The following is a 25,924-nucleotide window of genomic DNA, read 5'->3' on the forward strand; positions in this document are numbered from 1 at the left end:
CAGAGCCGCCGCTCTGCCTGCCCGGCAGGACCACGTGAAAACGCTCGAAGGTCCGCACCCAAACCGTTCACATCCCCGTCACGGGGTGTTGGCGGAGCTTTCACAGAAGGCCACCGCTAGCAGGGGATTCTCGTGGCATGACCGCGCGTACGAGCCGGGCCGACCTGCACTGCCACTCGACCGCTTCGCAGCTGTCGAAGCTGGGCGTTCAGCGAGCACTCGGACTCCCCGAATGCGCAACGCCACCGCAGGAGGTCCTGGAGCTCGCGCTGCAGCGCGGCATGGACTTCGTGACGATCACCGACCACGACACGATCGCCGGCGTCCTGGAGATCGCGCACGACCCGCGCGTCTTCATCTCGGTCGAGCTGACGTGCTGGTTCCGCGAGGAGCCGCAGGCCGTCCACGTGCTCGTCATGGGCATCACCGAGGAGCAGTTCCTCGACCTCCAGGCGATCTCGAACTGCGTCGAGTCGGTCGCCGAGTACCTGCACGACCACGAGATCGCCTGCGCGCTCGCGCACCCGTTCTACGCGGTCGAGGCGCCGCTGACCCCGCGCCACCGCCGCCGCCTCGCGCAGCTGTTCCCGGTCTGGGAGGTGCGCAACGGCGCCCGCGCCAAGGAGCTGAACCTCCCGGCCTTCATCTACGTCGAGACCCACGGCGGGACCGGCGTCGGCGGCAGCGACGACCACGCGGGCGTCGACATCGGCCGCACGTTCACCGAGACGCCCTACGCCGAGACCCCGCAGGAGTTCCTCCAGCACATCCGCAAGGGCCGCGCGCGGGCCGCGGGCGACCAGGGCAGCGCCGCGAAGTGGGCGCACGCCGCGATGGCGCTGGCGGTCCGCTCGCTGGAGCCGGCGGACGCCGCCGCCGAGCAAGGCAACCACGATGAGTTGAACCCGGCCACCGTCCTGCGGATGGTCGAGCGCGTCATGAACGAGGGCGAGGCGCGCCGCGGCGCGATGGGCGCCGACCTCCAGCCCGAGGATGCCCGCGCGCTGCTGCGCGCGTGGCTGGACGCGGTCGGCCTCGCGCACCTCTCCAGCACCGACCTGCTGGCCGCGATGAAGGACGACGACTTCCGCCACGCCGACCTGTTCCGCCGCGCGCGCCGCACGCACGAGCGCAAGCTCGCGCGCGTCGTCGACAGCGTGATCGCCGGCGTCGGCGAGCGCGGCGCGGGCGGGCTGGCGACGAGCGCCGCGGACCTGTTCGACGCCTGCGTCGCCGCGATCCCCTACGCGCCGGCCGCCGCGTTCCTGGGCAAGGAGAAGTCGAAGCTCGTCCCGGACGAGGACGGCGCGCCGCGCCGCGTCGCGCTGGTCGCCGACGGCGTCGGCGGGATGCACGGCGTCACGCACACGCTGCAGGAGCTGCGCCACCGCGGGGTCCCGGGCTTCGAGGTCGAGATCGTCTCGACCGACATCATCGCCGACCGCCGCCTCGGCGCGGTCGCCGAGGTCGAGGTCCCGTTCTACAAGGGGTTGCAGGTCGGCGTCCCGAGCGTCCCGACGATCGTCGAGGCGCTGGCCGAGGGCCGCTACGACCTCGTGCACGTCTGCTCGCCCGGCCCGGCCGGCGTCGCCGCGCTGCTGACCGCGCGGATCATGGACCTGCCCGTGCTCGGCAGCTACCACACCGAGTTGGGGTCCTACGCGGGCGTCCGGTCGATGGACCCCATGTTGGAGGCCTTCGCCAACGCGGCCATGTCGATGTTCTACGGGCAGTGCGAGGTCGTGCTCTCGCCGAGCGAGGCGAGCGACGCGGTGCTCGGTGGGCTGGGGATCGACGCGGGGCGCGTCGGGCGCTGGGACCGCGGGGTGGACGTCAGCCGCTTCTCGCCGGACCGACGCAAGGTGGATGCCTTCCCGGGCGAGATCAACATCATGTACTCGGGCCGGCTGACCGCCGAGAAGGGCGCCGACCTGCTCGCGGACGCGTTCCTGGCGGCCCGTGCGCGCGACCCGCGCCTGCACCTCGTCCTGGCGGGTGGCGGTCCGGAGGAGCAGATGCTGCGGGACCGCCTGGGCGAGCACGCGACGTTCTTGGGGTGGTTGGAGGGCGACGCGCTGGCCGACGCCTACGCGAGCGCCGACGTCTTCCTGTTCGCCTCACGGACCGACACGTTCGGCCAGGTGCTGCTGGAGGCGCAGGCGAGCGGCCTGCCGGTCGTCGCGGTCGCCGAGGGCGGCCCGTGCTCGATCGTCGAGGACGGCGTGACCGGCCGCCTGTGCGCGCCGGACGCCGAGGCGCTGGCCGACGCGGTCGTCGCGCTCGCGGGGGACGCAGAGCAACGTGTACGTCTTGCGGGCGCAGCGCGGGCCGCGGTCGCCGAGCGCACCTGGGACCGCGCGCTGGAGCGATTGGCGACCGGCTACCGGCGCGCGTTGGGCGTCGATGGCGCGGTCGTCGGCGGGGCGCGCCGTGCCGCCTGAGCTGGCGGTCCTCGAGGGCGGCGCGAGCCGCGCCGGGTCGCGCTTCGCGCGTCGCGACGCGGCGCCGCCGCGGCCGCTGAAGGTCGCCGACGTCGCGCTGTTCTACGGCGAGCGCTCCGGCGGGATCCGGACCTACCTCGACGCCAAGGCCGAGCACGCGATCCGCAACCCGGGCGCGATCGACCACCACATCTTGGTCCCGGGCGCGAAGGAGAAGCACGAGTCCGGGCGCCACGAGCTGCCGTCGATGCGCGTCGTCGCGGCCAACGGCTACCGCGTCCCGCTCGGCGCCGGCGCGCTGAAGGAGACGCTGAGGGCGCTGCAGCCCGACGTCGTCCTGCTGCACGACCCGTTCTGGTGGCCGGTCGACGTGATCTCCTGCGCACGCGAGCTGGGCGCCCGGACCGTCGCGGTCCACCACGGCACGTCGAACCTCGAGGCGGCCTCGCTGCCCGGCCCGTCGCGCGTGTACGCGCCGCTGCTGCGGCGCTGGCTGCGCCGGTCCGGCCGGCACGTCGACGCGGTGATGAGCAACGTCGACACGATGGCCGACTTCGGGCGGCTCGCGACGATGCCGCTGCGGTTGGGCGTCCACGAGGCGTTCCGTTCGCGGGCCGACGTCGCGCGCGGCGACCATGTGCTGTATGTCGGTCGGCTGTCGCGCGAGAAGGGCGTGCTGGAGCTGCTGGAGGCCGCCGCCCGGAGCGCCGATCCGTGGCCGCTGCGGATCGTGGGGAGTGGGCCGCTGGAGGAGACGCTCCGGACCCGCGCGCGCAGGCTGGGGTTGAGCGCGCGCATCAGCTTCCGCCCGCATGCGCGGGATCGTGTCCGGCTTGCGCATCGCTACGCGAGCGCGCGCTGCGTCGTGATGCCGGGCGAGCACGAGACGTTCGGGCTCGCCGCGCTGGAGGCCGCCGCGTGCGGGACGCCGGTCGCGGCCTGCTCGACGGCGCCCGCGCTGCATGCGATCGGGCGGCTCGGCCACGGCTTCGTCCCCGCGGATCCGGACGACCTGGACCGCGCGATCGACGAGGCCTACATGTCGCTGCCCGATCCGCAGGAGGCGGCGATGCTCGGGTGGCGCCACCGCTGGGACCGCGTGTTCGCCGCGGAGCTGGACGGCCTCCGGGACCTGGTGGGCTGAGCGGTGCACCGGCACGGCGGGACGATCGCGGTGTCGCTGCACGACGTCGAGCCGGCGACGTTCGAGCGCTGCGCGCTGATCCGCGACTGGCTCAACGACAACGGCGTCGACCGCGTCACGTTGTTGGTGATCCCGGCGCCGGACCTGCACCCGTTCACCGACCGGCGGCCGGAGATGGCCGACTGGCTGGAGGAGTGCGCGCGCGGCGGCGACGCGATCGCCCAGCACGGCTTCCAGCACCGCCAGGCCCGGCGCGTGCACGGGCCGCGGCAGTTCGTCGCGAAGCTGCAGGCGGGGGAGTGCGCGGAGTTCGTCGGGCTCGACATCGCCGAGACGCGCCGCGCGGTGCTGGCCGGGCGGCGCCTGCTGAAGCTCGCCGGGATCCAGCCGCGCGGGTTCGTGGCGCCGGGCTACGCCTACACCGGCGCGCTGCGCGAGACGCTGGCGCAGACCTTCGAGTGGTGGGCCGGCATCGGCCGCCTGCACCGCGTGCCCGACGGCACGACGACGACCGCACCGGCCCTGACGCTCGGGACCAGCACCCGCTTCAAGCGCTGGACCTCACCCCTCGTCGTCCGGTCGGGCGCAGCGATGTCCGGCGACCTGTTGCGGTTGGACCTCCACCCCTCCGACCTCGACCACCCCCGCTGCGTGCAGGCCGTCGAACGCGTCCTCCGCCGCTCCAGGGACCGCGCGGCGGTCACCTACGACGAGCTCGCGCTGCGCTAACCGTCTCGCTACACACGGCCACCGCAGCACCGCGCTGCTCGGTACGCGCGATTACCGAGGCCGTGTCGCAGCCGACGTAGCTGTCCGCGGCCGTCGCCGCTGACAGCGCGTCTGCTTTGGAAACCGATCCTCACTGCCGCGGCACAGCCACGGTCGGTGGTCTGTGCCGTCAGCCGCCGCTACTTCGCGAACGAGTTGGTGTACACGGCCTTGCCGAAGGACGGCATCGCCGGGTCGTTCGCGTAGCCGAGGTGGTCGAGGCCGAAGAGGTCCTCGATGGACTTCAGGAAGGCGAAGTGGTTGAAGGAGTCGATGACGTCGGTCGTGCCGGGCTTGACGGCGTCGGAGATGAGCAACATCCCCACCTTGCCGCCGCCGGGTGAGGAGCCGGAGTCGTCGGTGACGGCGGGCACGGTCGTCGAGGCGGGCGCGGTGGTCGACGCCGGGTCGGTCGTGCTCGTCGTCTCCGGGACCGCGGTCGTCGCGGGAAGGACGGTCGAGGCGGGCGTCGCCGTGCTCGCCGGCGTCGTGGTCGACGCGGGCGCCGTGGTGCTCGGCAGGTTCGGGAACATGCTCGGCGTGCAGCACTGCGAGGAGTCGACGGTCGCGCCGGCGGCCGCGGTCTGCGGTGCCTGGTCGAACGTGATCGCCAGCAGGCCGCCGTCGGCGTAGGCCTTGGACCTCAAGATCGTCGGGACCGTCGCCTTCAGCCAGTCGTCGGCCGCCTTCATGCCCGCGGGCGAGCCGTCGGCGCACGGCGTGTCGCTGCCGTCGTGGCAGGCGTTCGGGATGATGTAGGAGAACGCCGGCGTGGTGTCGGGCGACAGCAGGTCCAGGCTCATCTGGCCGAGGCCGACGTCGCCGTTGGCGCACGCGGTCCCATCGGTCAGCGAGTGGAAGTAGATGAAGGGGTTGCGCCAGGTCTCGTAGGCGTCGGCCGCGCGCGGGGCCTGGAGCGGGTCGGCGGTGCCGAGAGTGGCGTGGCGGCAGCTCGTCGCCTGGTCGACCGGACCGTTGCCGATGTCCTCGACGTACGCCTTCCACGTCCTGCCGGCCTTGAGCAGCTGGTCCGGGAGCGTCGTGGTCGCGGCGGGGTAGACGCAGCCGTCGCCGAGCACCTGGCCGTCGGTGTCGCTCGCCGTGCCGGGCGTGACGTCGGTGTAGTTGGGGCAGTTGGCCTGCGTCTGCAGCGTCGGGCCCTGGCCGGAGATCAAGGCGATGTTGTTGGCCAGCTCGCCCTGCGTCGCGCCGTAGTAGTTCTGGATGATCTCGCCCTGCTTGGGCAGCGTCCTCGACAGGTAGGTCGCCTGCGAGGACGTCCCGAACGACTCGTCGTAGCCGTGGCCGTGCAGGACGATCAAGAACACGTGCTTGATCTTCGGGGCGGCGTAGACGCCGGGCGCAGCGGCGGCACCGTCGCCGGAATCCCCGGAGTCGTCGGTCGCGGTCGTGTCGGCGCTCGACGTGTCGTCGGCGACGCTCGTGTCGCCGCTGGTGTCCGGCGTGTCGGAGCTGGCGTCGTCGGCCGGCGGCGACGCGGTGTCGTCGGTCACCGGCGCGGCGGCCACGGGCGCCGCGGCGGCCGGCGCCATCGCGACGACGACCGGCGCGCTCGCCAGCGAGTCCGCCGCCGGCGAGATCACGGTCCCGAGCACCGAGCCGAACGCGAGCGTCGCCAGGACCGCCAGCGCGGCGACCCGCGGCGACAAGGAACGGCGCGACTCGACGGCCTCCGGCTCCGGATCCGCCATCCCGACGAACCGCGCCGGCGCGGCGTGGCCGAGCAGCTGCGCGATCTCCGGCGGCAGGTCGTGGACGCGCACGCCGCAGTGCAGGCAGTAGCGCTGGTCGGCGGCGAGCGCGGTCCCGCACTCGTGGCAGGCGCGGCTGGGCAGGGGAAGACGGTCCTCGGGCACGGCGGTCGCCCACTTTCGCGTGCGCGGGTCACCGACTTGTGAACATCCGGAGGTCCCCAAACCTTCGACACGGTGGAAACCAGACGTTCACAACTTCACAACCTCTCCCACGCAGACTTGGCTCGCGCATGGACAGCACGAGCACCCTCAACCCGGCGGACGAGCCGACGCAGACCAGCGTCCCGTTCCCGGACCCCACAACTTCAGCGACCGCACCGGTCGCCGCGGCGAGCGCCTGCTCGAACTGCGGCGCCGCGCTGGCGACCGACCAGCGCTACTGCCTGGTCTGCGGCGAGCGCAACGGCGACCCGCGGCTGCCGGTCATGAGCGGGCGCGCGTCGCTCAGCTCGCCGGCCACGCCGGCGGTGGTCACCACCACGACGCGCGGCCCGCGCGGCGGCGGCTCGACGAACACCGCGCTGATCGCGGGCGTCGGCACGCTGCTCGTCGCCCTCGGCGTCGGCGTCGTGATCGGCCGCTCGAGCGACAACAACAACTCGACGGCCAAGACGCCGCAGGTGATCACGGTCGGCGCGCCGGCCGCGGCCGCTGCGGGCGCCGCCGTCGCGGGCGCGGGGGCGTCCGGGACCACGCCGGGCGACACGTCCGGCGCCGCGGCGAGCGGCTCGTCCGACAGCAGGGCCAAGGACTCCAAGAACGCGTCGTCGGACGGCGCCAAGGCCAAGGACTCCAAGAGCGACGCCAAGGCCGCCACGCCCGGCAACGGCAGGGTCGCCGCCAGGAAGGGCACCGTCGTCAGGCTCGGCCAGAGGGGCACCGGCAAGGGCTACAAGGACGGCAGGTTCACCGGCGACTTCTTCGGCGGCTAGGAAAAGACATGAGCAAGATCCCGTTCCCGCGCCGCGGCGCGCACACGCACGCGTCCGCCCCCGGCGACACCCAGGTCATGCCCGCCGTGTCGGCCGTGCCCGAGCCCGAGGAGGCGATCGACCTCCGCCGCCGCCGCGACCAGCTGAGCGCCCGCCTGGCCGAGCTGCAGTGGGACCTCGGCGGCCTCACCTACGAGATGGCGACGCGCGCGACGATCCGCGTCGACGTGCTGATGCAGCGCGCCGCGATCCTCCAGGACGTCGATGCCGAGCTGGCCGAGGTCGAGCGCATCATCCGCATGGAGGACTCCGGCGTCGCGGGCACCTGCCCCGTCTGCCGCGCACCCCACTCGTCCGGCGCGGTCTTCTGCTGGCAGTGCGGCGCTGGGCTGCTGCCCCAGGCCGGCACCGCCGCGTAGTCCTACAACGACCCTCCGTCCGCCGCTCTCCTCCGACGGCAAGCACGAAGGGCCCCGCGTCGGCGGGGCCCTTCGTCGTTCCAGGGTCAGATGCGCGCGAGTGCGCGCTCGGCGCTCCGGCTCAGCCGAACCGGCCGTTGACGTAGTCCCGCGTCCGCGTGTCGGCCGCGCTCGCGAAGATCGTCTCCGTGTTGTCGTACTCGACCAGCGTCCCGACGTGCCTGCCGTCCTGCACGTCGAGGCTGAAGAACGCGGTCTTGTCGGCGACGCGCGCCGCCTGCTGCATGTTGTGCGTGACGATCGCGATCGTGTAGCGGCGCTTGAGCGAGTGGATCAGGTCCTCGATCGCGGCGGTCGCGATCGGGTCCAGCGCGGAGGCGGGCTCGTCGAGCAGCAACACGTCGGGCTCGACGGCGATCGCGCGCGCGATGCACAGCCGCTGCTGCTGGCCGCCCGACAGCCCGAGCGCGCTGGACTTCAGGCGGTCCTTGACCTCGTCCCACAGCGCGGCGCCGCGCAGGGCGCGCTCCACCCGCTCGTCCAGCCCGGACTTCAACCCCAGGTTGCGCGGGGCCCAGGCGATGTTGTCGTAGATCGACTTCGGGAACGGGTTCGGCTTCTGGAAGACCATCCCGATCCGGCGCCGGACCTCGACGCGGTTGGCGGCGCCCGCGTACACGTCGTGGCCGTGGTAGAGGACGCTGCCCTCCAGCCGGAAGCCGGGGATCGAGTCGTTCATGCGGTTGATGGAACGCAAGAACGTGGACTTGCCGCAGCCCGACGGCCCGATGATCGCCGTGACGAGGTTCTTCTGGATCGCCATGTCGACGCCGGCGATCGCCATCTTGTCGCCGTAGAAGACCTTCACGTCGCGGGCGTCGATGACGACCTCGTGCTTGCGCGCGGCGGCGAGCGTCGTGGGGTCGAGCGTCGGGATCGCGCCGCTGTGCAGGCGCTGGCGTGGCGGCGTGGCGGCGGCCGGGGCGTCGGAGTTGTTGATGTCCATGGTCGTCATGAGAGCTTCTTGCGGCTTCGTGCCAGGAGCGCCTTGGCGGCGATGTTGGTCAGGAGGATGAAGGTGAGCAGGATGAACGCGGCGCCCCAGGCGACCTTGTAGCCCTGCGGGTCGGCGGCCTCGGAGGCCGTGAAGATCGTCACCGGGATGTTCGGGATCGCGTCGAACGGGTTCCACGACACCCTGGCCGGGTTGTAGATCGAGTCGAGCAGCAGCAGCGGCGCGGTCTCGCCGGCGGCGCGGGCGACGGCCAGCACGACGCCGGTGAGGATGCCGCCGAGCGCGCTCGGCAGGATCACGCTGAGGATCGAGCGCCAGCGCGCGACGCCGAGCGCGTCGGCGGCCTCGCGCATCGCGGGCGGGACGAGCAGGAGCATCTCCTGCGTCGAGCGCGCGATCAGCGGGAGCATGATGATGGCCAACGCGACGGAGGCCGCGAAGCCACTCTGATGATGGCCGGTGACCAGCAGCCCGAAGACGAACACGCCGACGACGATCGACGGCAGCGAGTTGAGCATGTCGAGCGCGAGGCGCATGACCGCGCCGAGCCGGCCGCCCGCGTACTCGGTCAGGTAGAGCGCGACGAGGATCGCGATCGGCGTCGCGATCACCGTGGCGATCCCGACGATCAGCATCGTCCCGATCAGCGCGGGCGCGATGCCGCCGCCGGCGCCGCCGAACAGCGGCGGGGGCTCGGTGATGAAGTCCCAGCTGATGATCGAGCCGCCGCGCTGGACGACGGCGTAGGTGACGATCGCCAGGACGACCATCGCGGCGAACGCGGCGAACGTCGCGCCGCCCTCGGCGATCCGGTTGACGACCATGCGCCGGCGCAGGTTGCCGGTCGGCGTCAGCGGGAGCGTCGGGTCGTAGGAGAGGGGCGCGTCGAGGTCGGCGAGGTCGTAGTCGAGCTCGTGCTCGTCCTCGTCGTGGCGGGTGGGGGTGCTCATCGGGCGAGGCGGCGGACGTCGTAGCGGCGCGCGATCCACTGCGCGCCGAGGTTGGTGGCGAGGCTGATCGCCAGGAGGATCAGCGCGAGGTAGAACAGCGACGACGTGTTGAGCTTGTCGAGCGCGTTGGAGAACTGACCGGCGATCCGGCTGGCGAGCGTATCGCCGGTCTCGAAGAGCGAGGCGTGGATCTCGTTGCCGGCGCCGATCACCTGGGTGACGGCGATCGCCTCGCCGAGCGCGCGGCCGAGGCCGAGGCAGGCGGCGCTCGCGACGCCGCTGGCGGTCGACGGCAGGACCACGCCGCGGACGATCTCCCAGCGCGTGGCGCCCAGCGCGGCGGCGCCGTCCTGGAGCTCGCGCGGGACGGTCAGGAAGAGGTCGCGGGAGACCGACGAGACGATCGGGATGATCATGATCGACAGGACCAGGCCGGCGGTGAAGACGCTCAGGCCGGTCGCGGGGACGGTCCCGAAGATGGGGAGGAAGCCGAGCTTGTCGTGCAGGAACGGCTCGAGGTGGTCGTGCACGAACGGCGCGAGCACCAGGATCCCCCAGAAGCCGAGGATCACCGACGGGATCGCGGCGAGCATCTCGACGAGCGCGCCGATCACGCCGCGCACGCCGCGGGGCGCGAGCATGCTGAGGTAGATCCCGATCGCGACCGCGACGGGCAACGCGATCAGCAGGCCCATCAGCGAGGAGACCGCGGTCCCGTAGATCAAGCTGAGAGCCCCGTATTGCTTGAAGTTCGGCTTCCACTCGGAGCCTGTGAGGAACCCGAGGCCGAACGTGGAGATCGAGAGCCGCGACCCGTCGATCAGCTGGTACGCGACGTCGACGATGACGACGCATGCGAGCAGGGATGCGGCGAGCGCGAGCCCGAGCAGGACGCGGTCGCCGATGCGATCGCGTAGCGCCAGCCGGGATGCGCCCGCGGTGGAGCGGGTGGGCACGATCGGCAATCTAGTTCGAGGGCAGGGATGTGCACGGATCGTTCACAACAGGTGCACACGGCCACAACAACTTGGCAACAGGTTGACCCATGGCTGGCCCACATGCTTGCGCTCCCCGAAAACGGACTCCTTGCCGGACGGTGAGGGAAAGGGAAACACGAACGTGAACCGCAGGTTCCTCGGTCTGGCGCTCTCGGTCGCCGCAGTGGCGTCCTCCGCCATGGCGTCTTCCGCGATGGCCGCCAACACGAACGGCGCGCTGACCGGCGCCGGCTCAACCCTCGTCGCGCCGCTCATGGCCAACTGGGCGAGCGATTTCGAGGCTCGCCACAGCATCTCGGTGACCTACGGGGCCGTTGGCTCGGGCGCCGGCATCACCCAGATCACCAACCGCACCGTGGACTTCGGCGCATCGGACGCGCCGCTGACCGCTGCTCAGGCCTCGGCCTGCAACAACTGCGCGCAGATCCCGTGGGGTCTGACCGCGACCGGCATCGCCTTCCACCTCGACGGTGTGAAGCACCTCAACCTGACCGGCAAGATCCTCGCCAGGATCTACCTCGGCCAGGTCCACAACTGGAACGACAAGGCGATCGCCAAGGTCAACCCCGGCGTCAAGCTGCCGAACCTCGGCATCACCCCGGTCTACCGCTCTGATGGATCCGGCGACACGTATGCCTTCACCGACTACCTGTCGCGCGTCAACGCGCAGTTCAAGTCGCAGGTCGGCAACGCGACCGCCGTGCAGTTCCCGAAGGGCGTCGGCGGCAGGGGCAACGACGGCGTGACCGCTGTCGTTGGCAGCACCAACGGCACCATCGCCTACATCTCGGCGTCCTACATCATCGCCCACGGCCTGTCCGTCGCGAAGCTGCAGAACAACGCCGGCAAGTTCGTCTACCCGAACCTGAAGAACATCGCGGCTGCCGCCTCGGTGGTCAAGTCGGTTCCGGCGAACAACGAGCTGCACATCGTGAACCCGCCGAAGTCGGTGCCGCTCGCGTACCCGCTCTCGACGTTCACGTACGCCATCGTGCCCCACAACGGTGCGAAGGCCTCCTCGGTCCGCCTCTTCGTGTTGTACGCGATGGGCATCGGCCAGAAGTTCGGCGCAGCCCTCGACTTCGCCCCGATCCCGGGCGTCGTCTACCAGGCCGGCCTCAAGACGGTGAACACGCTGGGCTAAGCCCCGCACACACCCCTCCTCACGATGGCCGCCCCTCAGGGGGCGGCCATCGGCCGTTGAGGGACAGGAGCCCTCGCTCCACACGCCCGACGCTCCCGCCACCGCGCACCCCCGTTCCGCGACCACCCTCGCGGCACCGCACGCGCCGTGGACGACGGCGCTTCGCTTGATCGCGGTCGTCTCTGGCGCCGCCACGGGGCGCGGTCTTCGCCGTGAACCGTCCAGCATCGAGCTGCTCGGAGACCCGCACGCCAGGGTCGTCGACTGCCAGGCCGCGCGCGAGCAGCTCGCCGCCTATGCGACCTCCGCGGCCGAGCACTGCAGCAAGCTGCGCCGCCAGCTTCAGCAGGCGAGGGCCTTGGCGGTCAGCTGCGGGCCGAGTCGGGTGCGACCGGCAGTCCGGCTGACCGGTAGGCCTGGAAGCCGCCGACGAGGTCGGTGGCGTTGGAGAAGCCGAGGTCCTGGAGGGTCGCTGCCGCGAGGCTGGATTGGTAGCCCTCGTTGCACACGACGATCACGCGGCGGGAGAGGTCGGTGCTCAGGCGGGGGTCGTCGTGACCGGAGGTGGGGTCGGCGCGCCACTCCAGGACGTTGCGCGGGTGGAAGATCGCCTCCGGGATCACCCCGTCCGCCGCGCGCTGGGCGTCGCCGCGGATGTCCACCAACAACGCGTCGCCGTCGCGCATGATCTCCGAGAGATCCTCGACCGTCACGCGGTCCAGCCGTGCGCGGGCCGTTGCCAGCAGGTCCTCGATCGTCGTGCGCGCCATGGCACGCATGCTACGGCGCGCCTCAGCGGCGCAGGCTCAGCGTCTTCGTCACTCGCCGGTGGTTCCCGGAGCGGTCGGTGAGCGTCAGGACGAGCTGCAACGACGCACCACCGCCACCCAGATGCGCGAGTCCGCGCCGCCCGGCGGCCGTGACCTTCAGCCGCACCCGCCCGCCGGCCAGCCGCGACAGCGTCCCGTCCGCGAGCGTCGCGCCCGCCGCGACGTGATGGCGGCGCAACGTCCGCGCCGTCGCCCCGCGCGCGACCAGCCGCGCGTCGATCCTGCAGACCTCGTCGCAGAGCACGTCCACGTCGAGCCCGCGCGCGAGCAGCGTCCTGAGCCGCGCGCCCCTGACGACCGTGAGATGCGCGGTCGGCGCGACCTTGTCGGCCACCGGCGCCGGCCTGGCGGGCACGACGGGCAGCGGCCTGCTCGGCACCCTGACCAAGATCCTGATTCCGGGCGGCAGTGCCCTCGGCGTGTCCGCCGCCGCACCCCTCGGGCCGATCGCGACGTGCTCGCACCCGGTGTCGATCAGGTCGATCCTGTCGCGCCAGACCTGGTCGTCGCCGTCGCCGCACGAGATGACGTCCTGCACCCCGTCGGTGCCGTCGATGACGTCGTCGCCGTCGTCGCCGAAGAGGTCGTCGCTGCCGCCCGGATCCGTGAGCGTGTCGTTGCCATCGCTGCCGTCCAGGAACCCGTCGGCGCCGTTGCCGATCAGCGTGTCGTCGCCTTCGCCGCCGTAGACGCCCTCGACGTCGGCGCCGACCGTGTCGCCCTCGCCGGCCTGGCCGTCGTCGCCGGGCGAGCCGCCGAGATCGACCCGGACCGCGGCGCCGCGGGACGAGTAGTCCACCGCGTCGGTCCCGCCGCCGCCGAGCATGACGTCCGCGCCGGGGCCGCCGTCGAGGACGTTGTCCTGCCCGTCGCCGGTCAGCGCGTCGTTGCCCGACCCGCCGCGCAGGTCCTCGACGTCGGTCGCGATCCGGTCGCCCTCGCCGGGCGAGCCGTCGTTCGCCGCGCCGTCGAGCGTCAGCGTCACGGGGCCGGAGTGGTCGGAGTAGTCGGCGACGTCGTAGCCGGCGCCGCCGTTCAGCGTGTCCGCGCCGCCACCGCCCTGCAGCAGGTCGTCGCCGCTGCCGCCGGTGATGACGTTGGGTCCGGAGCTGCCGGTCAGGTACATGCCATAGGCGCCGCCGATCATGTCCTCGATGTCGGAGTGCCAGTCCTCGTTCGCGTCGGGTCCGTCGTTCGCGACGTCGTCGAGGCTGAATGACAGGTCGCCGCCCTGGACTCCGCTGAGGTCTGCGACGTCGCGGCCGGTGCCGCCGCGGACGTCGGCAGAGGAGCAGCTCGAGACGCCGGACAGCTTGATGGTGTCGTCATCCGCACCGCCGTCGACGGTCCCTCCACCGTCGAGGACCAGCGTGTCGTCGCCGGTGCCGCCCGAGAGGCTGTCCTCCCCGCAGCCGGGCCCGGTGTCGAGCGTGTCGTCGCCGCCGAGGCCGGAGATCGTGTCGGCTCCCGTATAGCCGTGGAGCTCATCGTCGCCGGCGCTGCCGGTGATGGTGTCGTCGCCGAAGCCGCCGAAGACGTACTCGACGTCCGAGTGGACGTTGTCGCCCTCACCCGCGTAACCGTCGTTGGCGACGTCGTCGAGCGAGATCGTCATGGACACCACGCGGTTGTAATAGGAGATGCTGTCGTGGCCGCTGCCGCCGTGGATGTCGTCCGCGCCGCGCCGTCCTTCGTCGGCGCCGACCAAGCGCGGATCGTCGCCATGGAACGTGTCGTCGCCGGGGCCGCCGTCGATCTGGCTGCCGTTGCCCGCGGCGTCGATCTCGTCGTCGCCGTCGCCGCCGTCGATCACGAACGGGAGGCCATTGTCGCCTTCGACCCTGAGCTGGTCGTTCTCGTCGCCGAGGTCGACGTCGACCTCGGTCAGCCCGGCCTTGGGGCAGACCGCGAAGGTGTTGCCGGCGGTCTGCAGGGTGCAACCCGTGCCGGTCGTGATGCTGGCATTGGCGTCCTCGACCTTCACCTGCGTGGTGTCGAAGGTCGTCGACACGGTCATGTCGTTGGTCTCGCCCGGGTCGGCGACGACGTGCAGGACGCGGTGGGTGCCGTCGTCGGTGATGTAGGCGTTGCTCGCCTGCGCCGCCGGGGCGGCGGCTGCCCCCAGCGCGGCGCAGGACGCGAGCGCGCAGAGGCTCGCCTGCCACATCGATCGACCGCTCGTCCTGACTGCCCGCATGATGACCCCTCCGGTTCGCGTCCATGCCCCCGAGGGGGATGCTGCGGGCGGATCGTAGCGGTGAGCGGCGCTGTTTGCGAGAGCGGCTTACGGTGACCAGGCCGCGTAGACCTGGGGGCCGAAGGGGCGGAGCTTGGTGGCCGCGGCGTAGCCCAGGGGATCGAGGGCGAAGAGGTGGTCGATCGACGACAAGAGGGCGAAGGGGTCGTAGGGGGCTTCGATGGTCGCGCCGGCCTTGACGAAGGATGAGAGGAGCAGGGCTCCGACGCGGCCGCCGCCGGCTTCGGCGTCGCCGGGTGCGCCGGTGTCGAAGGTCACGACGACGAGGCCGCCGTCGTTGTAGGCCTTGCTCGCGAGCAGGGCGGGCATGAAGGACCTCAACCAGGTGTCGGCGTCGGCCAGCGAGGTCGAGCCGTCGTGGGCCGGGCCGGGCAAGACGTAGGAGAACGTCGGTGCGCTGTCGGAGTCGGCCGCGTCGGTCACGAGGCCGGAGAGGTCGGCCATCGAGGACCCGCAGGCGGAGTCCGAGGTGATGGATTTGAAGCGCAGGAACGGGTTGCGTGGGGCCTGCTCGGGCGGGCGCGCGCACGGGTTGTCGCCCGGCTGCAGCCCGTCGGCCGCGCCCTCGACGTAGGCCTTCCAGGTCCGGCCGAGCCCGGTCAGCTGCCCGGGGAGCGTCTGCGTCCTGGCGTCGAACGGGCCGGTTGCGTCGCGCTGTCCGCCGAGCAGCGCGACCCCGCTCGCCGCCGGATCGTGGCCCGCCGCGTGGTACCAGGGCAGCAGCGTGCCCTGCGCGCGCAGCTCGCCCGCGAGGTACGGCGCGGCGCCCGCCGCGCCGGCCCCGAAGCTCTCGCCGAACGAGTGGCCGGTGAGCGCGATGACCCACACGTGCTTGACCGGCGGGAGCTTCGGGGCGGGCGGAGTGGCGGTGTTGCCGGAGTCGGCCCTCGGCGTCGAGGAGGAAGGCGGCGTGGGGTCGCGCGGCGCGGACGCGGCGGAGTCGGTGCTGGGCGTGGAGGGCGGTGGCGGCGTGGCGGACGCGCGCACCTCCGGCACCCGCGGCGCCCGCGCCGGCGCTGCCGCGGCGGTGAGCACGGGCGCGACCGCGGCGGTGAGCACGGGCGCGACCGCGCCCGCGTCCTCCACGACGATCACCGGCCCGCGCGCCCCGCCGGCGGCGCTCGCCCCGCCCGCGCCCGCGTCCCCGAGCACCGCGCCGAACGCCAGCATCCCCAACAACAACCCCGCGGCGACCCGCGGCGACGGCAGCTCCACGCCGCGCGTCATCGCGCCGCCGCACGCCGGGCAGAACCGGAAGTGCGCGGCGACCGCGACCCCGCAATGGCGGCACGACGAGCCCATGAGGCGCCGCAGTGTGCGTCACCCACCTTCGGTGGGTGTTGCGGAATCGTGACGTCCCGAAGATGTCGCCGAGATGTTATCCGCACATTACGCTAAACATCCGCGACTGATCAAGAATCTTTCACGGAGCGTTCACAAACATCTGCGTATGCGGTGGAAGGGTGACGACTCCGTCTCAACCCGAAGGAGCTCCCCCACCATGACGACCCGCGTTCGCCGCCTCGGCGTCTGCGCCGCCACGGTCGGCGTCCTCGCCGTCGCCGGCCCCGGCACCGCCTCCGCAGGCGCCCCGGTGATCACGATGAGCGGCTCGACGTCCGTCTACCCGCTCGCCACGCTGCTCGCCAAGCAGTACGTGAAGACCCACAAGGGCAAGGTGAAGTTCAAGATCGCCCAGGGCGGGTCGGACGTCGGCGTCTCCGACGTCGCCGCGGGCCGCGTCACGATCGGCAACTCCTCGCGCGACCCCAAGCCGAGCGACCCGACCGGCATCTACTTCAACAAGATCGCCCGCGACGCGATCTGCATCATCACCAACAAGAAGAACCCGGTCGCCTCGCTGTCGCAGGAGACGATCCAGGCGATCTTCTCCGGCGACGTCCGCGACTGGAGCCAGGTCCCGGGCTCGACCCAGAGGGGCACGATCGACCTGATCGGCCGCACCGCCGCCTCCGGTACGCAGGACGCGTTCCAGAAGATCTTCATGGCCGACAAGACGATCACCTCGTCGATCGCCGCGAAGGCGCAGAACGGTCAGGTCCAGCAGGCGGTCCAGAGCGACCCGGGCGCGATCGGCTACGTCTCGATGGACTTCATCGACGGCGTCAACGCTGCGGGCTACAAGGGCGTCGCGTGCAACCTGCGCAACGCGAAGTCCGGCGAGTACGGCGGCGTCCGCAACTTCTGGATGATCACGCGCGGCAAGGCGACCGGCGCCGCCAAGGCGTTCATCACGTGGGTCCAGAACGACCCCAGGGCGCAGGCGATCATCGCCACGGACTGGGTGCCGCGCAAGTAGATGTTGGAGAAGTTCCGCCAGCCGTGGCCGGACCGGCGCGCCGAGCTGATGCTCGGCGCGCTCGCGTCGGCGATCCTGCTGCTGATCGTGTTGATGGTGGTCTTCGTCGCCCAGGAGGCGTGGCCCACGTTCCAGCACAACGGGCTGAAGTGGCTCGGCCCGGGCGGCAACGTCGACGAGCAGATCGGGACCATGGTCAACGCGGGCGCGCGCCCGCCCGCGGCCGACTACCACCTGCGCGCGTGGCCGCTGATCTGGGGGACCCTGCTGACCACCGGCCTTGCCGTAGTCATAGGCATGGTGTTCTCGGTCCTGGCCGCGATCTTCATCGTGGAGTTCGCGCCCGCGCGGCTGCGCAGGGTGATCGTCCCGGTCGTGCGGCTGCTGGCCGCGGTGCCGAGCGTCATCTACGGGTTGGTCGGGATCCTCGTGCTGGTGCCGTTCGTGGGCAACCACATCGTCTCGGCGCACGACAAGAAGTCGGTGGAGTTCGTGGTGCAGCTGACGGGCGCGAGCCTGCTGGTCGGGGTGATCGTCCTGACCGTGATGATCGTGCCGATCATGATCGCGCTGATCGTGGACGCACTGCAGTCGGTCCCGCGCGGGTGGCGTGAGGGCGCGGTGGCGCTGGGCGTCAACCGCTGGCGCGCGATGTGGACGGTGAGCGTCCGGGCCGCGCGGCCGGCGATCGTCGCGGCGGCGGTGCTCGCGAGCGCGCGGGCGCTGGGCGAGGCCATCATGTTGTCGATGGTGACCGGGTCGGTCGGCTTCTCGCCCAACCCGTTCGACGGGCCGCGCCTGTTCCTGCTGGAGCCGCTGCGCCCGCTGGCCGCGACGATCGTGGAGGACGCGGAGTCGCTGCAGGCCCCGGCGGTCCGGAGCACGGTGTACGCCTTCGCGTTGTTGTTGCTGTTCTCGAGCTTGTTCCTGTCCTTGGCCGGGTTCTTGGCCAAGCAGCCGATGAAGAAGTACGGGGTCCGCGTCTGATGGCCGTTGCCGCACCGCCGCGCGCACCCCAGCGCGCGCCGCGCAGGACCGCGAGGCGCGAGTCGATGGCGTCCTGGCGTTGGAGCGATCGCATCGCCTACATGTCGTGCTGGGCCGCGGGGCTGGCGCTGTGCCTGATCGCGGCCGGGATCGTCGGGTTCATGGCGGTCAAGGGCGTGCAGTACCTGAGGCCCGAGCTGCTGTGGTCGACCCCGTCGCCGGAGCTGGACCAGTCGAAGTCCGGCGGCTTCCTGGACCCGATCCTCGGGACGTTGCTGCTGGCCGTGATCGGGATCGCGATCGCCACGCCGGTCGCGGTCGCGACCGCGTTCTGGGTCGTCGAGTACGGGCGCCCGCGCGGGCTCGCGCGCGCGGTCGAGTCCGGGATCGAGGTCGTCGCCGGGACGCCGGACATCGTGCTGGCGATCTTCGGCCTGGCGCTGTTCCAGCACGGCCTGTTCTCCTGGATGTCGTTCACCGCCTCGGGTGGCGCGGTGTTCGGGCGCTCGTTCCTGACGGCCGGGACCATGATGTCGTTGATCGCGTTGCCGATGGTCTTCGGCGCGACGCGCGAGGGGCTGCAGGCCGTGCCGCGCCACGTGCGCGAGGCGTCGTACGGGCTGGGGAAGACGAAGGCCGCGACGATCCGGCGCGTGCTGCTGCCCGCGGTGCGCAGGAACATCTCGACGGGCGCGGCGCTGGGGATGGGCCGGATCGCTGGGGACACGGCGATCGTCGTGATCCTGCTCGGCGCGACGCTGCAGATCGAGCCCGAGGGCGGGATCCCGGGGTTCGACGTCCTGAAGGGCACGGGGTCGACGCTGACCAGCTACGTGTACAACAACTCGCCCGCCGGCGAGGGCGCGGCGCCGGAGAAGGCGTATGCCGCGGCGTTCGTCCTGCTGCTGTTGGTGGTGGCCTTGAACTTCGCCGTCGACCTGGCGGCCCGCGACCGCATGGAGGCACCGCGATGATCGACGAGACGACGACGGCCCGGGACGGGGCGCCTCGCGGCGAGCGCCACGAGCGCGCGCCGCACGCGAACGGCTCGGCGGCGGCGCACGCGCGCGCCGGCGGGGGCGCGGCGGTCCCGCCGATCCGCAAGATCGTGGTCGGCGCGCCGCCGACGGTGGTCGACGGTGCGGAGGCGCGCGAGTTCGCCCCTGCGCCGCCGGTCCAGCACGACGCCGCGACCGGGACCGAGCGCATGGTGTTGGACGCGTTGTCGGTGTTCTACGGCGAGCACGAGGCGGTCAAGTCGGTGTCCTTGCCGATCCGGACCGGCGAGGTGCTGGCCCTGATCGGCCCGTCGGGCTGCGGCAAGACCACGTTGTTGCGCACGCTCAACCGGCTGACCGAGCTGACGCCGGACGCGTCGCGAGCCGGGACGATCCTGCTCGACGGCCAGGATGTCGACGACCTGGAGGCGACGGCGCTGCGGCGGCGGGTGTCGATGGTCTTCCAGCAGCCCAACCCGTTCCCGATGTCGATCTTCGACAACGTGGCCTACGCGATCCGCGAGCAGGCGCGCAAGCGGCCGGGGCGCGGCGTGGTCGCGCCGCTGGTCGAGGACGCGCTGCGGCGCGCGGGGCTGTGGGACGAGGTGCGCGACAGGCTCGACGCGCCCGCGCTGCGGCTGTCCGGCGGCCAGCAGCAGCGGCTGTGCATCGCGCGGGCGATCGCGACGCGGCCCGAGGTGTTGTTGATGGACGAGCCGTGCAGCGCGCTGGACCCGCGGTCGACGGCGGTGATCGAGGAGCTGATCGGCGAGCTGCGCACCGAGCTGGCGATCGTGATCGTCACCCACAACATGCAGCAGGCGCGGCGCGTGGGCGACCGGGTCGCGTTCATGTACCTGGGCGACCTGGTGGAGTACGGGCCGGCCGAGCAGGTCTTCGAGGCGCCGCGCGCGCAGCGCACGCGCGACTACGTCGCCGGGGCGTTCGGGTGAGGGCGGTGGCGGTCGCGGCGGGGTGTGGAGCGGTCGCGGCGGTGTCGCTGTCCGGGTGCCTCGGGGTCGAGACGACGCCGGAGAAGAGCGCGGCGCGGGCGAGGTCGGCGGCCAACGCGGTCTCCCACCAGGAGGGGCTGGTGGTCGGGCGGCCGAACGCGTCGGTGCGCGTGCGAGACGCGGCGATGGTCCAGGACGCCAACGGCGTGGCGGCGGTGGTCCGGTTCAAGAACATGGGGTCGGTTCAGGCGCGGCTGCCGGTGGGGATCACGGTGCGCGACGCGAGGGGCTCGAAGTTGTATGAGAACGACGAGCCGGGGCTGGACGCCTCGCTGACGTCGCTGCCGGTGCTCGGCGCGGGTCAGGAGGTCGAGTGGGTCGACAACCAGATCTTGGTGACCGGCAGGGCGGCGAAGGTGAGCGCGGTCGTCGGCGCGGCCCGGGGGAGGGCGCCGCGTGGCGCGCTGCCGAAGGTCGTCGTGGGCGGCGTGACGGCGGGCCATGACGCCGACGGCTGGTTCGCGAAGGGCACGATCAGCAACATGTCGTCGTTGGTCCAGAGGCGGATCGTCGTGTCGTGCGTCGCGCGGACCGACGACGGCGGCGCGCGGGTGGTCGCCGCGGGGCGCGGAGTGATCGACCAGCTCGCGTCCGGTGGGAAGCCCGCGCCGTTCACCGTCTTCTTCATCGGCGATCCCAAGGGCGCGCAGCTGACCTGCGCGGCACCCCCGACCGTCCTGGCAGGAGGGACGCAGTGACCGACCATGTGAACCGCCCGCTGCTGGGCGAGCCCGGCGCGCCGTGCCGGATGTGCGGCGCGCCGCTCGCGGCCGACCAGCGGTACTGCCTGCAGTGCGGGACGCGGCGCGCCGAGGCGCGGCTGCCGTTCCTGGAGATCCTGAAGGGCCAGGGGCCGCGGAGCGGCGGCGGGCTGCGGGCCACGCCGCTCGCGGCGCCGCCGCAGCATGGTGGTGCGCTTGGTCGCGTGAGCGCCAACGCGGTGGCGATCGCGGGCGTGGCGTGCCTGGTCCTGGCGCTCGGCGTCGGCGTGCTGATCGGCGGGATGAACGACAACTCGGCGCCGGCCGCGGCGCCGGCGCAGATCATCCGGGTCGGCGCCGCGCCCACTGTGGTCGCACCGACCACCACGGCGCCCGCCGCGACGACGAGCGCCACCGCGGACGACGCCACGCCCGCCGCGAGGAGGCCGGCGGCGAGGAGGAGGGCCGCGGCCGAGAGCAAGGCCACCAACTCGACGGTGAGGGACCTCGGCAGGTCGTCGGGCGGGGACTACGCCAAGAGGTCGGCGAGGCTGCCGGACACCGTGGGGACCGGCGGCAGGCTGCCACCGAAGAGGGCCGGGACGATCGGTGCCGGGTCCGACGTCGAGTCGATCGGGTAGGGAACATGAGCACTCCGGACATCAACGCCGAGCTGCACCGCCGGCTCCACGAGCTGGCCGAGCAGGTCGCGACGCTGCACTGGGACCTCGGCGGCCTGACCTTCGAGATGGCGATCCGCGACCACTTCCGTCTCGACGTCCTGATCCGCAAGGCCGCCGAGCTGCAGGAGGCCGACGCCGAGCTCGGCGAGGTCGAGCGCCTCCTGGCCGAGTCCGACGAAGGCATCACCGGCGCCTGCCGCTCCTGCGGCGCACCCCACTCCCGCGGCGCCGCCTACTGCTGGCGCTGCGGCCAACCCCTGATGCTCCAAGCCCAAGCTTCCCTCCTCGGCGCCGCCATCGCCCCACCCCGCGGCGGCGCAGAGTAGGACTACTTGTTGGTCATCGCAATCACGCCCATCACGAGCGCCGCGATGCAGGCGGCGCCCGCGAGGGTGATCAGGGCGCCGTCGCGCAGGGTTGCGGTGGGGGAGGAGGCGCGGTGGCCGGCGCGTGACTGCGTGAGGCGTTCGGCGGCCAGGGCGCCTTGGCCGAAGAGGAAGGTCACGCCGACGCCGACGATCAGCGCGGCGAGCAGGATCTTCCCGATGGCGTGGAAATCGATGATGGTGGCGAGCATGTGGTCTTCTCCTGGAACTAGACGTCGGAGGCGTGGATGGCGGACGACCCGCGCTGGGTGGCGACGAACAGCGCGATGGCTCCGCCGGCCGCGACCACGGCCAGCAGGATCGGGCCGGTCGCGCCGCCGAGCCCGTCGGCGACGGTCCAGATGATCCCCGCGACGACCGCCGCGGCCGGCAGCGTCAGGACCCACGCCGCGGCCATGCGCGACGCCAGCCCCCAGCGGACCTCGGACAGGCGCTTGCCGATGCCGACGCCGAGGATCCCGCCGCTCACGACGTGCGTCGTCGACAACGGGTACCCGTAGGAGGACGCGGCGAGGATCGTGGTCGCTGACGTCGCCTCCGCGACGAACCCCTGCGGCGCCTCGATCTCCGTCAGCTTCCTGCCCATCGTGTTGATGATCCGCCACCCACCGGTGTAGGACCCCAACGCGATCGCCGACGCCGCGACGACCTTGACCCACAGCGGCACCGAGAAGTCGTCGCCGTGCTGGACCAGCGAGCCGTGCGCCACCAGCGCCAGCGTGATCACGCCCATCGTCTTCTGCGCGTCGTTGGTCCCGTGCGCCAGCGAGACCAGCGACGCGGTCCCGATCTGCCCGAACTTGTAGGACCTGCGCACCGTCCTGTCCGGCCCACCCGCCTGCATCTTGTAGGCGATGAACGTCCCGATCGCCGCGACCGCGCCGCAGATCAGCGGCGACAGCACCGCCGGCGCGATCACCTTCTCGACGAGCGCGTTCCCGTCGACCGCGCTCCATCCGGACGCGACGACCGCCGCGCCGACGAGCCCGCCGATCAGCGCGTGCGACGAGGACGACGGCAGCCCCAGTGCCCACGTCGCCAGGTTCCACGCCGCCGCGCCGATCAGCGCCGCGAACAGCGTCCGGAGGTCCAACACCCCCTGGTCGACGATCCCCGACGAGATCGTCGCCGCGACCTTGATCGAGATGAAGGCGCCCGCGAAGTTCAGCAGCGCGCAGAGCGTCACCGCGATCTTGGGCGAGAGGGCGCGCGTGGCGATCGAGGTCGCCATCGCGTTGGCCGTGTCGTGGAAGCCGTTGGTGAAGTCGAACGCGAGGGCGGTCACGATCACCACGACGAGCAGCAGCTCGGAGTCGTTCATCGCCATCTCGCGTACCCGGCCGGCGCACGCCCGGCCGCGGTTTCACCGGATCGTCACGTCAGGCGGGCCGGCCGTGCAGGGCGAGCGACTGGTTCGCGTACGCGCGATCGCCGGTCAGCTCGCGCCCGACCCAGTCCGGAGCGACGAACGCGGCCGCCGCGTCCTCGGACGCGAACTCCACCTCCAGCACCGCCAGCCCCTCGAGCTCACCCTCGTAGACGTCGAGCTCCAGCAGCACGCCGCGGTCGGCCTCGCGCGAGTATCGGTGCTTGACCAGCCGCCGCCCCTCGGTCAGCGGCCACAGCCGCTCGAACGCGCCGTCCTCGAGCACCAGCTCCTCCTCGACGCGCGACAGCCCCGGCGCGGACTTCACGGTCAGCCACGCCTCGCCACCGTCCGCGCGCCGGACCCGGACCTCGGCGGCATCCGACACCGCCAGGTACCCCTGCTCCAGCTTGCGCGTGTCCCAGCGCCCGCCCTCGACCTCCGGCGGCAGGGTCTCGACCAACCACTTGCGCTCGATCTCGGCTCCGCTCATGACCGCGGAGTCTCCCAGAGCGGTCTAGTGCCTGCGGGAGGACTTGCGCTTGAGCGAGATGCCCTCGAGCACGTGCGCGACCTTCTCGCACGCGTCGATGGACTGCTCCAGCGTCTCGAAGATGTCCTTCCAGCGGATCACGACCATCGGGTCGATGCCGTTGGCGAACAGCGAGGCGACGGCATCGCGTGACAGCCGGTCGCCCTCGTTCTCGAGCCGGTGGATCTCCACCAGGTGCGGGGCCAGCTCGGCCCCGGACTTCAAGCAGCGCAAGGCCTGAGCGACCTGCTCGCCCGCGCCGACGAGCACGTCGGCGATCAGGTTGGCCTGCTCCATCGGCGCCTCGACCGCGTACAGCGACAGCTCGTCGGCGGCCTGCTCGGCGTAGTCGACGATGTCGTCCAGCGCGGTCGCCAGCAGGTGGCCGTCGGCCGGATCCAGCGGCGGCTTGCCCGCCCCACCGCCGTTGAGCCGGTGGATGATGTCGTGCGTGATCCGGTCGCCCTCCTGCTCGGCGAGCAGGATGTCCCGCGCGAGGTCGGAGCGCTCCGGGTACTCCGCGAAGAGGTCGCGCAGCAGCAACGTCGCGCGTTGGACGTTGCGGCCGGATTCCTCGATCAGGTCGTAGACCGCCAGGTCTGTGGTGCGAAACAGCGCCATCCCGATCCAGACCCTAACCCCGTGCGATCGCGGCGCCGCGCCCATTCACGACTCGTTCACATCGGGTTCACCGGACGGTCACGGCCATCGCGGGTCCGCGCGGGAGGCTGCGGGGGATGGAGGCTGCGCAGTCAGACGACGTGCTCTTCGCAGGGGAGCTTGAGATCCGGCCCGGAGACGGGCTCGTCCTCGCTGCAGGCCGGGCGCTCACGCTCTCGGTCCGCGAGTTCGGGTTGCTCGTCGCTTTGGTCCAACGCTCGGGGCGCATCGTGTCCCGGAGCGAGTTGTACACGCTGGTGTGGAGATCCGAGCTGCGCGACGGCGATCGATCGATCGACGTCTACGTGCACAAGCTGCGCGTGAAGCTCGAGACGGCCCTTCCGGCGTGGGCGTTCATCCACACCCACGTCGGCTTCGGCTACCGGTTCTCTCCGGAGCCTTCACACGTCTTTCACAACTCGACCACACCGCGATAACAGGATGTGGTCGTTGCCGCGTCAGCCTGCCGCGCGACAACCGAAATCAGGAGAACACGTGAAGTCCCGAATCCTCCCCGCCGCCTTCGCGGCCGCAGCACTCGCCACCGGCCTGGCCGCCTGTGGCAGCAGCGATGACAACAACAGCTCGACCTCCAGCACCGCCGGCTCCGGCAGCTCCGGGTCGACCGTCAACGCGACGCTGAACGGCGCGGGCTCGACCTTCGCCGCCCCGATCTACCAGCAGGTCGGCGCCGACCTCAAGGGCAAGGGCCTGACGGTCAACTACCAGGGCGTGGGCTCGGGCGCGGGCGTCTCGCAGTTCGCCGCCGGCACCGTCGACTTCGCCGGTTCCGACCCGGCGCTGGCCGATGCCGACAAGGCGACGATCAAGAAGGGCGACGCGGTCCAGATCCCGTTCGCCCTCGGCGCCATCACCGCCTCCTACAAGCTGAGCGGCGTCAAGTCGGGCCTCAAGCTCGACGGCGCGACGCTGGCCGACATCTACCTCGGCAAGGTCAAGGCCTGGAACGACCCGGAGATCGCCAAGCAGAACTCGGGTGCGTCGCTGCCGTCGACCAAGATCACGGTCGTCCACCGCTCCGACTCCTCGGGCACGACCAAGGGCTTCACGCAGTTCCTGGCCAACTACTCGCCGGCGTGGAAGTCGGGCCCGGGTGTCGACAAGGACATCAAGTGGCCGACCGGCACCGGCGCCAAGGGCAACGACGGCGTCGCCGCCGCGGTCAAGCAGACCGACGGCGCGATCGGCTACGTCGAGCAGGCCTACGCGCTGCAGAACGGCTTCACGTTCGCCGACGTCAAGAACAAGTCGGGCAAGTACATCGCCCCGACGCTGGAGTCCACGTCGGCCGCCGCTGACGGCATCGACGTCCCGGCCGACCTCGGCATCTCGACCATCGACGCCCCGGGCGCGACGGCCTACCCGATCGTCTCCCAGACGTTCGCCATCGCCTACAACGACCCGTGCAAGGCGGGCGCCGACAAGAACAAGGCCGCCGGGCTCAAGGAGCTCTTCAACTACCTGATCAACGACGGCCAGGACACCATCAAGAAGCTGTCCTACGCGCCGATCCCGGATGCCCTCAAGGCCAAGGATCAGACGGCCGTCGACGGCATGCAGTGCAATGGCGCTGCGATCTCGTAA

Annotated in this window: 26 protein-coding genes; 15 read left to right on the forward strand and 11 right to left on the reverse strand. The window is 71.8% G+C overall.

What is annotated here, in order from left to right; genetic code table 11:
- Positions 1–137: 137 nt before the first annotated feature.
- Genes H030_RS0114455 through H030_RS0114465 form a run of 3 tightly spaced genes read left to right on the forward strand, consistent with a single transcriptional unit; the run spans position 138 to position 4,314 of the window.
- Complete coding sequence (locus H030_RS0114455; RefSeq protein WP_155892051.1) at positions 138–2,441, forward strand: glycosyltransferase; 2,304 nt, start codon at positions 138–140, stop codon at positions 2,439–2,441.
- Complete coding sequence (locus H030_RS0114460; RefSeq protein ID WP_196809134.1) at positions 2,431–3,585, forward strand: glycosyltransferase; 1,155 nt, start codon at positions 2,431–2,433, stop codon at positions 3,583–3,585. Before H030_RS0114455 ends, H030_RS0114460 begins: the two co-directional genes overlap by 11 nt.
- 3 nt (positions 3,586–3,588) lie before the next feature.
- Entirely contained in the window at positions 3,589–4,314 is a 726-nt protein-coding gene (locus tag H030_RS0114465) for a DUF2334 domain-containing protein (protein ID WP_081690816.1), read from the forward strand.
- Between the two features lie 179 nt (positions 4,315–4,493).
- On the opposite strand, the gene H030_RS32245 is transcribed toward H030_RS0114465, so the two are convergent.
- Positions 4,494–6,230, reverse strand: a complete 1,737-nt coding sequence (locus tag H030_RS32245) for an alkaline phosphatase family protein (RefSeq protein ID WP_051222707.1) — start codon at positions 6,228–6,230, stop codon at positions 4,494–4,496.
- Positions 6,231–6,358: 128 nt separating this feature from the next.
- Here H030_RS32245 and H030_RS0114475 point away from each other — a divergent pair, with 128 nt between their 5' ends.
- Positions 6,359–7,060, forward strand: a complete 702-nt coding sequence (locus H030_RS0114475) for a hypothetical protein (RefSeq protein WP_027006634.1) — start codon at positions 6,359–6,361, stop codon at positions 7,058–7,060.
- Between the two features lie 8 nt (positions 7,061–7,068).
- Complete coding sequence (locus H030_RS0114480; protein WP_027006635.1) at positions 7,069–7,479, forward strand: hypothetical protein; 411 nt, start codon at positions 7,069–7,071, stop codon at positions 7,477–7,479.
- Positions 7,480–7,600: 121 nt separating this feature from the next.
- Here the strand turns inward: H030_RS0114480 and pstB (H030_RS0114485) are convergent, their stop codons facing one another.
- The 3 genes from pstB (H030_RS0114485) to pstC (H030_RS0114495) are packed head-to-tail and all read right to left on the reverse strand — an operon-like array spanning position 7,601 to position 10,400.
- The gene (gene pstB / locus H030_RS0114485; protein ID WP_269208532.1) at positions 7,601–8,494 is read right to left on the reverse strand and encodes a phosphate ABC transporter ATP-binding protein PstB; all 894 of its coding nucleotides are present in this window, start codon (positions 8,492–8,494) and stop codon (positions 7,601–7,603) included.
- Positions 8,491–9,444, reverse strand: coding sequence for a phosphate ABC transporter permease PstA (pstA, locus tag H030_RS32250; protein ID WP_051222709.1), 954 nt, complete (start codon positions 9,442–9,444; stop codon positions 8,491–8,493). The genes pstB (H030_RS0114485) and pstA overlap by 4 nt, the downstream gene beginning before the upstream one ends.
- The gene (pstC, locus tag H030_RS0114495; protein ID WP_027006637.1) at positions 9,441–10,400 is read right to left on the reverse strand and encodes a phosphate ABC transporter permease subunit PstC; all 960 of its coding nucleotides are present in this window, start codon (positions 10,398–10,400) and stop codon (positions 9,441–9,443) included. Before pstC (H030_RS0114495) ends, pstA begins: the two co-directional genes overlap by 4 nt.
- A 220-nt stretch (positions 10,401–10,620) precedes the next feature.
- On the opposite strand from pstC (H030_RS0114495), the gene pstS (H030_RS32255) reads away from it, so the two are divergent.
- On the forward strand, positions 10,621–11,586 hold the full coding sequence (pstS, locus tag H030_RS32255; RefSeq protein WP_196809135.1) for a phosphate ABC transporter substrate-binding protein PstS: 966 nt from the start codon (positions 10,621–10,623) through the stop codon (positions 11,584–11,586).
- 365 nt (positions 11,587–11,951) lie between these two features.
- Here the strand turns inward: pstS (H030_RS32255) and H030_RS0114505 are convergent, their stop codons facing one another.
- The 3 genes from H030_RS0114505 to H030_RS0114515 form a co-directional block, all read right to left on the reverse strand.
- Entirely contained in the window at positions 11,952–12,356 is a 405-nt protein-coding gene (locus H030_RS0114505) for a rhodanese-like domain-containing protein (RefSeq protein ID WP_027006638.1), read from the reverse strand.
- Positions 12,357–12,378: 22 nt separating this feature from the next.
- Positions 12,379–14,583 carry a calcium-binding protein gene (locus H030_RS40460; protein WP_027006639.1) on the reverse strand — a complete coding sequence of 735 codons (2,205 nt, stop codon included), beginning with the start codon at positions 14,581–14,583 and terminating at the stop codon, positions 12,379–12,381.
- A gap of 117 nt (positions 14,584–14,700) precedes the next feature.
- Positions 14,701–15,975, reverse strand: a complete 1,275-nt coding sequence (locus H030_RS0114515; RefSeq protein WP_027006640.1) for an alkaline phosphatase family protein — start codon at positions 15,973–15,975, stop codon at positions 14,701–14,703.
- A gap of 199 nt (positions 15,976–16,174) precedes the next feature.
- Here H030_RS0114515 and H030_RS32265 point away from each other — a divergent pair, with 199 nt between their 5' ends.
- The 7 genes from H030_RS32265 to H030_RS0114550 all read left to right on the forward strand — a co-directional run bounded on the left by H030_RS32265 (position 16,175) and on the right by H030_RS0114550 (position 21,701).
- Positions 16,175–16,993, forward strand: coding sequence for a phosphate ABC transporter substrate-binding protein (locus H030_RS32265; protein ID WP_051222716.1), 819 nt, complete (start codon positions 16,175–16,177; stop codon positions 16,991–16,993).
- Positions 16,994–17,980, forward strand: a complete 987-nt coding sequence (gene pstC / locus H030_RS0114525) for a phosphate ABC transporter permease subunit PstC (RefSeq protein WP_027006641.1) — start codon at positions 16,994–16,996, stop codon at positions 17,978–17,980.
- Positions 17,980–18,954, forward strand: coding sequence for a PstA family ABC transporter permease (locus H030_RS32270; RefSeq protein WP_035127718.1), 975 nt, complete (start codon positions 17,980–17,982; stop codon positions 18,952–18,954). The genes pstC (H030_RS0114525) and H030_RS32270 overlap by 1 nt, the downstream gene beginning before the upstream one ends.
- Positions 18,955–19,187: 233 nt before the next feature.
- Complete coding sequence (pstB, locus tag H030_RS0114535) at positions 19,188–19,931, forward strand: phosphate ABC transporter ATP-binding protein PstB (RefSeq protein WP_027006642.1); 744 nt, start codon at positions 19,188–19,190, stop codon at positions 19,929–19,931.
- A gap of 41 nt (positions 19,932–19,972) precedes the next feature.
- On the forward strand, positions 19,973–20,689 hold the full coding sequence (locus tag H030_RS0114540) for a hypothetical protein (protein ID WP_027006643.1): 717 nt from the start codon (positions 19,973–19,975) through the stop codon (positions 20,687–20,689).
- The gene (locus tag H030_RS32275) at positions 20,686–21,333 is read left to right on the forward strand and encodes a hypothetical protein (protein WP_035127720.1); all 648 of its coding nucleotides are present in this window, start codon (positions 20,686–20,688) and stop codon (positions 21,331–21,333) included. Before H030_RS0114540 ends, H030_RS32275 begins: the two co-directional genes overlap by 4 nt.
- A gap of 5 nt (positions 21,334–21,338) precedes the next feature.
- Entirely contained in the window at positions 21,339–21,701 is a 363-nt protein-coding gene (locus tag H030_RS0114550) for a hypothetical protein (protein ID WP_027006644.1), read from the forward strand.
- Between the two features lie 2 nt (positions 21,702–21,703).
- On the opposite strand, the gene H030_RS0114555 is transcribed toward H030_RS0114550, so the two are convergent.
- The 4 genes from H030_RS0114555 to H030_RS0114570 are packed head-to-tail and all read right to left on the reverse strand — an operon-like array spanning position 21,704 to position 24,280.
- Positions 21,704–21,952, reverse strand: a complete 249-nt coding sequence (locus H030_RS0114555; protein ID WP_027006645.1) for a hypothetical protein — start codon at positions 21,950–21,952, stop codon at positions 21,704–21,706.
- Between the two features lie 17 nt (positions 21,953–21,969).
- Positions 21,970–23,082: an inorganic phosphate transporter gene (locus H030_RS0114560; RefSeq protein WP_027006646.1), complete on the reverse strand. Its 1,113-nt coding sequence runs from the start codon at positions 23,080–23,082 to the stop codon at positions 21,970–21,972.
- A 58-nt stretch (positions 23,083–23,140) separates the two neighbouring features.
- The gene (locus H030_RS0114565) at positions 23,141–23,620 is read right to left on the reverse strand and encodes a CYTH domain-containing protein (RefSeq protein WP_035127722.1); all 480 of its coding nucleotides are present in this window, start codon (positions 23,618–23,620) and stop codon (positions 23,141–23,143) included.
- A 24-nt stretch (positions 23,621–23,644) separates the two neighbouring features.
- Entirely contained in the window at positions 23,645–24,280 is a 636-nt protein-coding gene (locus tag H030_RS0114570) for a DUF47 domain-containing protein (protein ID WP_027006648.1), read from the reverse strand.
- A 116-nt stretch (positions 24,281–24,396) separates the two neighbouring features.
- Between H030_RS0114570 and H030_RS32280 the strand changes: the two genes are divergently transcribed.
- Both H030_RS32280 and pstS (H030_RS32285) read left to right on the forward strand, forming a co-directional pair.
- Positions 24,397–24,756, forward strand: a complete 360-nt coding sequence (locus tag H030_RS32280; protein ID WP_051222717.1) for a winged helix-turn-helix domain-containing protein — start codon at positions 24,397–24,399, stop codon at positions 24,754–24,756.
- Positions 24,757–24,814: 58 nt separating this feature from the next.
- Complete coding sequence (pstS, locus tag H030_RS32285; RefSeq protein WP_051222719.1) at positions 24,815–25,924, forward strand: phosphate ABC transporter substrate-binding protein PstS; 1,110 nt, start codon at positions 24,815–24,817, stop codon at positions 25,922–25,924.

The sequence above is a fragment of the Conexibacter woesei Iso977N genome, from assembly GCF_000424625.1.
In the GTDB taxonomy this organism is placed as follows: Bacteria; Actinomycetota; Thermoleophilia; order Solirubrobacterales; family Solirubrobacteraceae; genus Baekduia; species Baekduia woesei_A.